Source organism: Evansella sp. AB-rgal1, from assembly GCF_041820985.1.
In the GTDB taxonomy this organism is placed as follows: Bacteria; Bacillota; Bacilli; order Bacillales; family Salisediminibacteriaceae; genus Evansella.
On sequence record NZ_JBGUAU010000038.1, the window covers coordinates 1 to 13181 of the forward strand.

Annotated in this window: 10 protein-coding genes; 5 read left to right on the forward strand and 5 right to left on the reverse strand. The window is 37.5% G+C overall.

Features of this window, described 5'->3' with window-relative positions; genetic code table 11:
• Positions 1-300 precede the first annotated feature (300 nt).
• Positions 301-1284, forward strand: a complete 984-nt coding sequence (locus tag ACERII_RS22665; protein ID WP_373645256.1) for a hypothetical protein — start codon at positions 301-303, stop codon at positions 1282-1284.
• Between the two features lie 287 nt (positions 1285-1571).
• Here ACERII_RS22665 and ACERII_RS22670 read toward each other — a convergent pair whose 3' ends face one another.
• Both ACERII_RS22670 and katG read right to left on the reverse strand, forming a co-directional pair.
• Complete coding sequence (locus ACERII_RS22670; protein WP_373645257.1) at positions 1572-2291, reverse strand: class I SAM-dependent methyltransferase; 720 nt, start codon at positions 2289-2291, stop codon at positions 1572-1574.
• 461 nt (positions 2292-2752) lie between these two features.
• Entirely contained in the window at positions 2753-4972 is a 2220-nt protein-coding gene (katG, locus tag ACERII_RS22675; protein WP_373645258.1) for a catalase/peroxidase HPI, read from the reverse strand.
• Between the two features lie 780 nt (positions 4973-5752).
• Here katG and ACERII_RS22680 point away from each other — a divergent pair.
• The 3 genes from ACERII_RS22680 (at position 5753) to ACERII_RS22690 (ending at position 8805) form a co-directional block, all read left to right on the forward strand.
• Positions 5753-6694, forward strand: coding sequence for a nucleoside hydrolase (locus ACERII_RS22680; protein WP_373645259.1), 942 nt, complete (start codon positions 5753-5755; stop codon positions 6692-6694).
• 10 nt (positions 6695-6704) lie between these two features.
• Positions 6705-7652 (forward strand): nucleoside hydrolase, encoded by a 948-nt coding sequence (locus ACERII_RS22685; protein ID WP_373645260.1) that lies wholly within the window; start codon positions 6705-6707, stop codon positions 7650-7652.
• A gap of 256 nt (positions 7653-7908) precedes the next feature.
• Positions 7909-8805 carry an RpnC/YadD family protein gene (locus ACERII_RS22690; protein WP_373645305.1) on the forward strand — a complete coding sequence of 299 codons (897 nt, stop codon included), beginning with the start codon at positions 7909-7911 and terminating at the stop codon, positions 8803-8805.
• Between the two features lie 359 nt (positions 8806-9164).
• On the opposite strand, the gene ACERII_RS22695 is transcribed toward ACERII_RS22690, so the two are convergent.
• Genes ACERII_RS22695 through ACERII_RS22705 form a run of 3 tightly spaced genes read right to left on the reverse strand, consistent with a single transcriptional unit; the run spans position 9165 to position 11503 of the window.
• Entirely contained in the window at positions 9165-10514 is a 1350-nt protein-coding gene (locus ACERII_RS22695) for an FtsW/RodA/SpoVE family cell cycle protein (RefSeq protein WP_373645261.1), read from the reverse strand.
• Entirely contained in the window at positions 10511-10951 is a 441-nt protein-coding gene (locus tag ACERII_RS22700) for a PadR family transcriptional regulator (RefSeq protein WP_373645262.1), read from the reverse strand. Before ACERII_RS22700 ends, ACERII_RS22695 begins: the two co-directional genes overlap by 4 nt.
• Before the next feature lie 3 nt (positions 10952-10954).
• Entirely contained in the window at positions 10955-11503 is a 549-nt protein-coding gene (locus ACERII_RS22705) for a sigma-70 family RNA polymerase sigma factor (protein WP_373645263.1), read from the reverse strand.
• A gap of 252 nt (positions 11504-11755) precedes the next feature.
• Between ACERII_RS22705 and ACERII_RS22710 the strand changes: the two genes are divergently transcribed.
• Positions 11756-12880, forward strand: a complete 1125-nt coding sequence (locus tag ACERII_RS22710; RefSeq protein ID WP_373645264.1) for a DUF2974 domain-containing protein — start codon at positions 11756-11758, stop codon at positions 12878-12880.
• The last annotated feature ends 301 nt before the right edge of the window (positions 12881-13181 follow it).

The window sequence follows — 13181 nt, forward strand, 5'->3', positions numbered from 1 at the left end:
ATATCCGCTTATTTCAAAATCTCACTACCTAACCTCCGTAAATTATCCTCACCTGGTAGTATCAACCTGAGGGAGTTTAAGTACATTTATCATAATGTTAATTTATGGTAAAACGAGTCAGATTCACTTTGTGAAAAGGTCTCGTTTTTGCTGTATTATTTTTATTTTTCTCCCCTCTAAACGGAACTACTTATAACACAACCCCGACCCTTTTTACTGTCAATCCACAGGGTACAAGACATAAGCTCAATCTAAAGATGGATTTCTGAATACGTTGTATTAAGAAAGGAGGGTGTTACTATGCCAGAGTTATTGACAGGACCAATTGAAAACACACCTGTGGGTGGAGTTAGACCAAGTACTCAAGTGACTATAAAAATCACGAATCAAAGCACAACTAATTTTGGTACTGTATCCATTAGAGGCTTTATATTAAACGCCTCTAGAACACTATATGTAAACGAACTATTTGCAATTGCTCCTAATCAAGTAGTAACAAGAACCTATAATGCTACTTTCAATTCCTTTGAATATATTTTTACAATAGATGGGGCAGCCGAAGATGATATAGAGATTTCCGTGTGGGGTAAAAATGCAGCAGGTAATTTAGTTACAGCCCATCGACTTGTTTCAGATGAACTATTAGGTTCAGAAACCGGACCTCAGGGTGTACAAGGACCTCAAGGTGAGCAAGGACCACAAGGTGTTCAAGGACCACAGGGAGATCAAGGACCTCAGGGTGTTCAAGGACCTCAGGGAGAACAAGGGCCTCAAGGTGAACATGGCCCTCAAGGTATTCAAGGACCTCAAGGAGAACAAGGGCCTCAAGGTGAGCAAGGACCTCAGGGTGTACAAGGACCACAGGGAGAACAGGGACCACAAGGCGAGCAAGGGCCTCAAGCAAGTTTAGGATATGGGTCACTAAGGGGGGCTACGACTCTACCTGTAACGATTGGAAGTAACGTAGTTTTTGACAGTGCAGGTCCTTGTTTGAATACCTCATCAAGTTCTACTTCTATTCAAGTTTTAACAAGTGGTGTATATGAAATCAATGCACATATACTTTTAGAAGGTGTTTCAGGAACAGCAGGCTTTATACTTCAAAGAAATCTTGGCTTTATTAACTCAACTGCATTTAGGACGTCTTTTCAAGGAAGTGGAACAATCGGAGTAGTCCATCAAATAGCTTTAAATGCAGGAGATAGTATTTCCATTGGAACTAATACAGTAGGTGGTTCTCCTAATTATAGAGGTCGAAATTTAACAATAACAAGACTTTCATAAGTTGAGTTAATGTCTATTATTATAGACCCATCTAAATCAACTACCTTTCTACTAGAGGTAATGATGTTCATTATTTTTCACCAAAGCCAACAAAGACTAGCCTATCGTCGAATATACTTATCGATAGGCTGATTTCAAATCCCCCAGATTATTAATAGTAAAGAATATATTTTTACGCAAAATGTTAACGTTGAATACTACACACTAGTGAAACAAGGATGTGTCAAAAGTATGTTTCCTTTGACACATCCTTGTTTCTTTAAGCTATTTTTCTACTAGCCACCTTATTACTTCGTTCCTATATATAATATATCACTCTCTGATAATCCGTATTGTTTTGCTTCCTCTAGCCCATACTTTTCAGCGAAGTTGTATGGAATGACAGAGAATCCCGCCTTTTGTAGTCTACTTAAATAACCTTCCTTATTATAGATCCTAACGTGATCATCTTGACCAAAATGTTCTCTTCTTGCTTCAGATGATGTGATCGTTTCATCCTCTATGATTCTGTCAAAATTTAGAGCGATTGGTACTTGTAAAATACTCCATCCTCCAGGCTTCAACACCCGATATAATTCTGACATAGCCTTTTGATCATCCATAATATGCTCCAGTACATGACTGCAGATGATAACATCAAAGTAATCATTGCTGTAAGGAATTTCTGTTATATCTATTTTTACCGTTTCAGTATCCATAGGAGTTAAATCTCCGAATACAATGGAAATGTTTAACTGCCCTTTTATCCAAGCTTTTAAATTTTTTTCTGGTGCAACATGTAATATACGTTGCGGCTTATCCAACAAATCCGTTTCCCTTTCGATATATAACTTATAAAGTCTTTCTCTATCAAAAGAGTGACAGACAGGACATGTTGCGGTATTTTTATTCCACATCTCGTATTTACACTTTGGGAAATCAAATATATCTGGCCATGGGATGAATTGTGTAAACGTATGCTTACAATAGGGACAATTTGGCCCTACCTTATCATGATAACCTTCCATAGGTTTTCCCCCTCCCCTATAAATATCTTGCTGCAATTTACTCTATATAAGTAACATAACGCTTCTAAGTAAAAACAACTTCTGATGAAAAAATTATTTGTTTTTTATTCATATGCCTTTTTTATGTATATGTGAAAAATAGAATCGAGAAAATAATTCATTGTTTTTGCTAGTTTTATATTTGAATTTTTTTACAACATGTAGAGTGACAGAAGATAACACACTTTTCTATGATTTTAAGAAAAGTGCAGCATGGTATTAGTTGCTGAGGAGTGTCTAATAGTTTGTTCAACAATACACCTCTAGAGGCGTTGAAGTTACTCAAAGTTTGATTTTGGTAAAATAGAAGCAAAAAAAGACATCCTTTTTTTGGGTAGGGTTGTGGTGACTCTACTTACCCAAAAAGGATGTCTTTTTATATTTACTTTTTGTTTCTATTCATTTTTATTGCGGAAGTTGTGTTATTTACTAGCTAGTTCTGCTTTTTTAAGCTCAGACTTTGCTAAGTCAAAGCGATCTGCGTTCATTACTTTCACCCAAGCAGCTACAAAGTCGCGTACAAATTTCTCTTTGTTGTCTTCTTGAGCGTATACTTCAGCAATGGCACGAAGAATCGAGTTAGAACCAAACACAAGGTCTACTCTTGTTGCTGTACGTACTACCTCACCACTGTTGCGGTCACGTCCAACATATTCACCATCTTCTACTGGTTTCCACTCTACTCCCATGTCAAGCAAGTTAACAAAGAAGTCGTTTGTAAGTGTACCAACGTTTTCTGTGAATACGCCGTGTTGTGTTGCCCCGTGGTTTGTTCCTAGTACACGCATACCACCAATAAGTACCGTCATTTCAGGAGCAGTTAAACCAAGTAATTGAGCTTTGTCTACAAGAAGCTCTTCTGAACTTACACTGTACTGTTTTTTCTGATAGTTACGGAATCCATCAGCAACAGGCTCTAGCACTTCGAAGCTTTCAGCATCTGTTTGCTCTTGTGTTGCATCTCCACGTCCAGGAGCAAATGGAACTGTTACATCAAAACCTGCATCTTTTGCTGCTTTTTCTACTGCAGCACTACCAGCAAGTACAATTAAATCTGCAAGGCTAACTTCTTTTGTAAAGTCGTTTTGAATGCTTTCTAGTACATTTAGAACCTTTGAAAGTTGCTCAGGTTGATTTACTTCCCAATTCTTTTGAGGCTCAAGACGTACGCGGGCACCATTTGCACCACCACGGTTATCAGAACCACGGAACGTACTAGCAGAAGCCCAAGCAGTTGTAACTAGTTCCCCTACGGATAGACCGGAAGCTAAGATTTTTCCTTTCAATTCTGCAACATCTGCATCCGTTAGATCATAGTTACCAGCTGGTACAGGATCTTGCCAAATTAAATCTTCTTTTGGAACTTCTGGGCCTAAATATCTTGCTTTAGGACCCATGTCACGGTGAAGAAGTTTGAACCATGCACGTGCAAAAGCGTCTGCAAATTCATCTGGATTTGCATGGAAACGTCGAGCGATCTTTTCGTATTCTGCATCATGACGTAATGCCATATCTGCAGTAGTCATCATTGTTGGAACTTTTATGGAAGCATCTTCTGCATCTGGTGCTAAATGTTTCTCATCAGGATCTACAATATGCCAGATCCATGCTCCTGCAGGACTCTTTGTTAGCCACCACTCATATCCAAATAATAAATCAAAGTAACCATTATCCCATTGTGTAGGGTTCGCAGTCCAAGCACCTTCAATACCACTTGTGATGGTGTCTCGCCCTTTCCCACTTCCATAGGAGCTTTGCCAACCAAAGCCTTGCGCTTCAATTGGAGCTGCTTCTGGTTCAGGACCAACATGGTCAGGATCTCCAGCACCATGTGCTTTCCCAAATGTATGTCCACCAGCAACTAACGCAACCGTTTCTTCGTCGTTCATTCCCATACGGGCAAATGTTTCTCGAATGTCTCGAGCACTTGCAATAGGGTCTGGTTTTCCGTTAGGACCTTCTGGGTTAACATAGATAAGACCCATTTGAACAGCCGCAAGTGGATTTTCAAGCTCACGATCACCTGAATATCGGTTATCACCTAACATCTCTGTTTCAGCACCCCAGTAGATGTCTTCTTCTGGATGCCAAATGTCCGGGCGACCTCCACCAAAACCAAATGTTTTTCCACCCATAGATTCAATCGCAACATTCCCTGTTAGTAGGAGTAAGTCGGCCCAGGAGATCTTGTTTCCATATTTTTGCTTAATTGGCCATAGAAGGCGACGAGCTTTATCAAGATTACCGTTATCTGCCCAGCTATTAAGTGGAGCGAAACGTTGGTTCCCAGTTCCACCACCACCGCGGCCATCACCCATACGATATGTACCGGCAGCGTGCCAAGACATACGGATAAAGAATGGTCCATAATGACCATAATCAGCAGGCCACCAATCTTGGCTGTCTGTCATTAGATCAGTAAGATCTTTTTTAAGTGCTTCATAGTCTAGCTTTTTAAATTCTTCCGTATAATCAAATTCTTCACCCATAGGGTTCGATTTTTTGTCGTGTTGATGTAAAATATTTAGGTTTAGTTGATTTGGCCACCAATCTTGATTTGTTGTACCGCTAGTTTTCGGACTAGTTGCGGCACCGTGATTAAATGGGCATTTTCCACCACTATTGTTATCAAAAGATTGCATATTTTTTTCTTCCCTTCTTTTATAGATTCTTATTAATAATATAGATTCTAATAGTTTAAAAACTTATATGTTAGAAATCTATAATTATTATTATGTAATGATTATAATAAACTATCTTTTAAAAAGAAAGAAATAACACTTGTAAAAAACAAAAAGAATTTCCAACACGAAAAAACATAAGAAGATAAAGGGTTGATGAGAGAAAATCTTCTATAGTTCTAATGGAATGATATATTTGTTTCTTATATAACTACTTTGCAAAAAGAATGTAAACTACATAAACATTGTGAAAATATTTTTATATATGAGAAGTAAACGCTTTCTTTATCAATTAGATTCAATATTATCAGTGGATAGATTCCTTTTTAGCATATGGTATATTGGGAAAGTTTAGTACTCATTTTAAGACGGTAGTGGAAAGTAGAGATATTAGTTGCATTGGAGCAAATCCTGATGGCAGTCTTTGGCTTTTCTGTTCTTTAAGAATGTTTACCTTTACTAATGAAAGAAAGTGTAAGAAAAACTATTAGATTCGCTAGGAAGACTTGGGGATAACCTAAGTTTTTCTAAAAGGAAATAAAGCCTTTTAAAAAAAATGTCGTAACTTGTTGTAGCTGTTAGAGGGATAAGTTAAACTAGTATGTATCCTTGTTCCTTCATAGAGAAGATTCATATCAAAAGTGATTGCAGGGGTGTTACCAATATATAAATATTTCGTTTCGCTAAACGAAGGAAGCAGGGAGAACCGTCCCCAATGCTTCCAAGAAAGGTGATGTTGGATTGATGAAAAAGGTTTATTTGAATCATGATGGTGGTGTGGATGATCTCATCTCCCTATTTCTTCTTCTTCAAATGGAAGGTGTGGAAGTTGTTGGAGTTGGAGTAATCCCTGCCGATTGTTATTTGGAGCCTGCCATGTTTGCAAGTAGAAAGATAATTGACCGATTTGGGAAAGGGAAGAAAGTTGAAATTGCAGCTTCTACGTCTCGTGGAAAAAATCCATTTCCAAAGGATTGGAGAATGCATGCATTTTTCGTAGACGCTCTACCAATTTTAAATGAAGCAGGAGAAATTCGTACACAAGAAACGGAAACTCCAGCACATATACATATGATAGAAAAAATTAAGAACTCAGATGAACCTATTACCCTTCTTTTTGTTGGCCCATTAACAGATCTAGCAAGAGCGCTAGATGAAGATCCCGAAATAGAGAAAAATATAGAAAAACTTGTTTGGATGGGGGGAACATTTCTTGAAGTAGGAAATGTGGAAGAGCCAGAACATGATGGAACTGCCGAATGGAATGCTTTTTGGGATCCAGAGGCAGTTGCAAGAGTATGGGATACGAATATTGAAATTGACCTTGTAGCATTAGAGAGCACAAATAAGGTTCCTTTAACATCGAGCGTTCGTGATGATTGGGCTAAAAATCGCTCTGATATTGGAATTGATTTCTTAGGTCAATGCTATGCCATGGTTCCGCCACTTCAGCATTTTGTTACTAACTCAACCTATTTCCTTTGGGATGTATTAACAACAATGACTATCGCAAATCCTGATTTGGTAAAAACAAAGAAGGTTTCTAGTAGAGCGATTGCCGACGGTCCGAGTCAAGGGAAGACGGAACTATGTGAGAATGGGAAAGAAGTAAATTTAGTCTATGATGTGGATCGAGACGAATTCTTCCGTCAAATTTCCCAATTAGCTAGGCAAGATGGGTGAGGTGAAACCGATGGAACGTGTAATAATAGATACGGATACCGCAGGAGACGATACAATCGCTTTGTTGACAGCATTACATTTTTTTAAAGTAGAAGGTGTAACCATTACTGGTGGGAATGTAGCGTTTCAACAACAAATTGAGAATGCACTTTACACGATTCAAGTAGCTGATGCTGATTTTTACACTCCCGTTTATAAGGGGTATGAAGGCCCTTTATTCTCCTATGGGAATAAACAGCATGTAACGGTAGAGGATGTTCATGGCAGTGATGGTATGGGCGATTCTTTTTTTGAAAAAGCGAGCCAACGACCGGAAGAAGGTCATGCTGTAGACTTTATTATCAATAAAGTGAAGGAATTTCCTGGGGAATTAAATCTACTTGCCATCGCTCCATTGACGAATATTGCAATGGCGATTAAGAAAGCACCAGAGATCGTAGGCGATATCAAGCACCTCTATATTATGGGTGGAACAAATAACAGTTTAGGTAACATTACCCCTGCTGCAGAATATAATTTCTGGGTTGATCCCGAAGCTGCAAAGATTGTTTTGCATTCTGGAATTCCTATGACGATGGTAGGGTGGGATATGTGTACGCAGTACTCCCTTATGGATGATCGTGATCATGAGGAGATTCGTGAGTTGGGAACTAGCGGTTCCGATTTCTTTATCAATGTAAATAGAGTTGTAAAGCAATTTAACAGGGATGTACACCGATTAAATGGCACTACGCACCCTGATGCTCTTTTAGTAGCGATTGCTGCGAATGAATCTATCATGACAAAGTCTACTAGCTATTTTGTGGATGTGGAAACGGTTGGAGAGCTCACGAGAGGCTATAGTTTGGTGGATATCAATAATCGTACTGGTAATTCTCCAAACGTACGAGTGTGTGAAGCGGTGGATCGTGAGAAGTTTAAAGAGGTTTTGTTTGATGTTTTGAAGGCGATAAAATAGGGTGGAGAGACAAAGTTGCGGAGGATAAAAGATGCAACTTTGTTTTTTTGTGATTAGAGAAAGTAGAACTATATACTAGCTTTTCGTGTGTTTTTAGATTGGTGGGCAAGAAGAGGAGGTTAATAGAAGCTAATGGTTATAATAGGAACCTAGTAAGTTCCGGTTTATTTTTCGTTTCGGTTCTAACTCATTGACAAGAACGAATGTTCGTTGTAAATTAAGTTTGAACATATGTTCTATCGAAGGGGATGAGGAGATAATGAGTTCCAGACTGGATCATGACCGGTTGTTTAAAGAGTTGATAGAAACTTTTTTTGAAGAGTTTATCCATTTGTTTTTTCCAAATGTGTACGAGCATCTTGATTTTCAAACACTTCGTTTTCTCTCAGAAGAATTATTTACAGATGTAACGGAAGGCGAGAAGTTTCGGCTTGATTTAGTTGTTGAGACGAAGGTTAAGGATGAACCAGGACTCGTCATTGTGCATGTTGAACCTCAATCTTATAAACAAGATAATTTTAATGAAAGAATGTTTATTTATTTTAGTCGTCTTTATCAAAAATACCGTAGAAAAATCGTGCCAATAGCAATCTTTAGTTATAACAATCCACGCAATGAACCAGATTCTTTCCAAATAGACTTTCCTTTTTTAAAACCCTTAGATTTTCAATTTTTAATTATTGAATTAAAGAAGCAAAATTGGCGTGAATTTATACGCTATGATAACCCAATTGCCGCTGCTCTATTAAGCAAAATGGGGTATACTATAAGTGAAAAAATAGAAGTGAAGAAAGAGTTTTTTAGAATGCTTCTTCGATTAGAATTAGACACAGCAAGGGAGGCTCTCATCGCAGGTTTTTTTGAATCATACTTGAAATTATCGGAACAGGAAGAGCAATTATTTTTAGATGAGGTGAAGTTGATGAAACCGGAAGAAGGTGAAAAGATTATGGAGATCATGACATCTTATGAAAGAAAAGGTAGAGAGATTGGGAGGGAAGAGGGTCGACAAGAAGGTAGACAAGAAGGACTACAAGAAGGAAGAGTTCAGGTAGCAAGGAAGATGTTGGATAAAAAAATGTCATTGGAGGTCATTAAGGATGTAACTGGGTTATCCATAGAGACTCTGGAACGGTTAAGAGACGAGTTGTGATTAATATCAGATAAATATTGTCATTGTGGTTCCGTTGAATATGTACTTATGATGTTCTCATAAGGACTTATTTACTCACAGCTTCCAGCACACGTGCAATAACATTATGATAAAAAAGGGGGCAGTGCTACTAACTATCTCCTCAAATGAAAGGAGCAGGAGGACGCCCCCCCATTGCTCACTAAATCAGACTGGTAATGGAAAATAAACCGCCTTTATTTTAAGTTGTGGATCTATCCATTTTTAGAAAATAACTTTCCTGTCTGACATGTAAAAGGAATCTGATGGTAAAAAGGGACTTTAAACTGCCCCTGTTAATCGAGAAAAGATGATGAACAGTTAAATACATCTGTTTGTCATCATCCACTATTTCGAGAACCGAAGGAAGCAGGAGAACTGTCCCCAATGCTTCCCTTTCTGCGGTATACACTGAGAATGATGCCTAATACTGCTGAGTAAAAAAGTAACATCGTTCCTCCATAACTTATAAATGGGAGGGAGACTCCAGTAATCGGTAGTAATCCTACAACCATTAGTATGTTCCAGCAAATTGGAACGGTGAATAGTGCAGCACCTCCCATGACCAGCAATCTTCCAAATAAGTCCTTTGTTTTCAACGCATTTACTGAAATACGACAAATAAAAAGTAATAGCAACAAACAAAGGAAGATTCCAAATGTCCACCCTAAGGAATATACAAGCCATGGGAAAACGTAGTCAGTATGTGATTCTGGCAAGCTCCGCATATTAATTCCGTTAAATATGCCATTTCCAAACCATCCAGCTTGGGAAAGAACATCACTTATAAGTAAGTTTATATATCCAGCACCAAATGCGTGTTCAACAGGATTAATAAAAGCAAGTAGTCTGTCCAAGCGATGCTGAGTATTCATTATGAAGTAGCTTAGAATAGAGAGCCATGCGATTCCAAATACTCCATTTATTGCTAGCGATTTAATAACAAACTTTTTACTTACACCAGAAAACGCAAACATCGTTACAACACATACAAAATAGATGATACTCGTGATGAATTGTGGGAGGACGGTGTAAAGTAAGATTGGAAACCAAAATAAGAGAAGTACTAATACTTGTTTTTTCCACGTTGTAAATTCATCATGTATCTTACTTATAATGCCTGCCCATCCAACGAAAAAGAAAAATAATGATACTCCACTTACATCAATATGAATATTTCCAATTAAAACCCATCTCATTATCCCAGCTTTAGGAACTCCAAAGAAATGTGTGAATAAGAGTAGCGTAATTCCAACCGCAATAAATAGTTTCCACCAATTCAATAACTTTCGATAATCAAAGAATAGCATAATGATGATCATAGAAATCGCAAAGGTATACCAAAGTGCTTGTCGCTGTAAAAAATATGAGCCAGGTAAATCGAATTGGGGTATTCCCCCAACCAAAGGAAGAAAACTAATCCCAGCAATAATAAAAAATAAAGATACTAGCACCCAGTCCATTTTCGGCTTATGTAGACGATTCAAATTCTCACCAACAGTATATGGATTCCCCATTTCAGCGATCGCTTTTTCTTCCGCTTCTTGTTTGGAATACTCTTGATTTTGGTAGCAGCTACTGAGTTGTTCTAAATGTATAGTTAACTCTTTTTTTATCATGCTATGAGCAGCTTTCCATTTTACTCGTGAAGTAACTTTTCCTAAGTATTCCTCAAACTTAGAAGAGCTCATAATGACGCCTCCTCTAATAATTGCTTCAGAGTTCCTCGTTCCACTTTCGCATGTTCTTGCTTCCTTGCACCTACTAAAAGCTTCTTCCCTTTTCTAGTTAAAGAATAATATTTCTTTTCATCTTTCCAATTGGATTGTAGAATCCCTTTGTTTTCGAAGAAATGCAATAAAGTATATAATTGTCCTTCGTTGTTTTTAAAACTATTAATGTTTTTTTGGAAAAGGAAGGTGGAGATGTCGTAGCCGATTTTTTCATCTTGCTGAACCGATTCTAACACAGCGACTAGAGTTTCTTCTTCCCAGGTATGAAAATGGAGATGAGATTGCTTACCGCGAATCTTCTCTCTCACTGCATGTTTCCTCTCACAAGAAAAGGATAAGTCCTTAAACACTGTTTTCTTCAGGGATCTCTTTAGATTTATAAATGGATCAGTCATCCTTTAAACCTCCTTCGTCATTTCATCTTTTAGTAATTCCTTCGCACGTTTTAATCTTGTTTTCAGAGTATTTATATTAACAGCAGTCACCTTACTTATCTCCGCTATTGTTAGCTCTTCGTAATAATGAAGAAATACCACTTCCCTATATTTTAGTGGTAGGGTCATGACTGCGGTTGCTAGACTATTCTCTTCGTTTCTAGTCACGATTTCCTCTTCCACTTCCTTGGATTTGGACGGGAGATATTCAAAAAGCTTCTCATTTAAAGTTATTTTTCGATAATGCCAGCTTCGTAAGTAGTCCTTACAATGGTTAGCAGCAATTTTGTATAACCAGGTTTTAATTGATGATTGGTGATGAAACTGATCTAATTTTTCATAACACTTAATAAATATTTCTTGAGTTAAATCTTCTGCAGTAGCTTGATTTCTGACATATGTATATACTAGATGGAGAATGATATCGCTATATTCATCCATCAATTGATCGATGATTAGTTCGCGGTCTTCCAAGTTTTCTTCCGTAACAGCTATTTGATTTGAATCATTCATCTTATGTATCACCTCTTCCTACATTTTAGACGAAACCGACTAGATTTTGGTTTGGAAAAAAAATAATATTTTATTACAATGTAGATGAAGTCTGTATAGATAGAATTGAGTAATCATAATGTGTTCAATATAGAGGGGAATTTTCGATTAGTTTTAAAGAATTCCTAAGAGGGCTAGAATAAGTATTTCGTTTAGCTAAACGAAGGAAGCAACGAGAACCGTCCCCAATGCTTCCAGAAGGGGTGAGGATATGTGGCTAATATAATGGATTATTTGGATTGGCGGGGTGATTTGACGTTAAAGCAATCGCCTTTTAATGAAGTGGATAACCTTATTCTTTCCCAGATGTCGTATGTGAATTTTGAACAGATTGTACCTGGTTTACATAGTGACCAAGATATCACAATTAAAGAGGCATCGGATTTATTTTTTACACAGCATTCTGAGTTAGAAATAAATAATTTAAATTTTTTAATGAAAATGTCTGTTCATCTTTTGGAAAAAATGGCTTCATGCGAACGTTTTGCGGAGATGTCTCTATCGAACTATGTGAATATTATTGACCACCACACACAGAAACAATTTTCCGCGGTCACCATCACGTTGGATGAGGACAACGTTTTTGTTGCGTTTCGTGGAACAGATAATACGATTGTCGGTTGGAAAGAGAATTTTAATATGACCTTTATGTCTCCTGTTCCTGCACAACTAGAAGCTATTGTTTATTTAGAGAAAGCGGTAGGGAATTTAGATAAAAACATTCTAGCAGGTGGTCACTCTAAGGGTGGTAATTTGGCAGTATATGCTGCTGTGAAAAGTAGCGCTGCTATTCGAGAACGAATTACTACGGTATACAATAATGATGGTCCTGGTTTTCACAGGGATGTCATTGAATGCATGGAATACAAAGATATGCTTCCAAAGGTGAAAACTATTGTTCCTCAGTCTTCCATCGTAGGAATGATGCTGGAGCATGAAGAGGAAATTATGGTTGTAAAAAGTGGAGAAAAATTACTTATGCAGCATGATCCTATGTCTTGGGATGTATTGGGAAACTCTTTTATTTGCGTGGCAAATGTGTCCAAGGAAAGTAGAATTGTAGATGGAACTTTGAAGTCGATGCTGCAGAAGTTAAATGAATCTCAACGAAGTCATTTTGTTGATTCATTGTTTCAAATATTGGATACTACCAATGTGAATACCATTGATGACCTAACACAAGATAAGTGGAAAAAAATAATGGAGATTATCAAAATCGTAACTAGTATGGAGCCGGAAAATCGGAAAGTCATGATGGAAACAATAAAACTATTATTCAATGAAGGAAATAGGGTGTACAAGGAGGCGAAGCTGGAAGAGAAATCAACAAAGGCGTAACGTAAACTTATAAAAGTATGTCGTTTAGAGGGAGATGACTTTCCTTAAGAAATGGGTGAGTTAGTACGAGTTGCAATTGCAGCTCTTTTTTTCTACCTACCAACTGGAAAATGATGTTAAACTAAAGTTGATTATTATCAGAAAGTGTCTCCTCGGAGAGTTCTGAACGACTTATGAAGATTATAAATCACTATTGCTCCATGTGATCCAACAACACCTATGAGAGAAATTTCACTTAAAGTAATTCGTTCATAGGAACAGAACATTAAACGAACAAGCAATTTTGTTTAAGGAAAAAGTG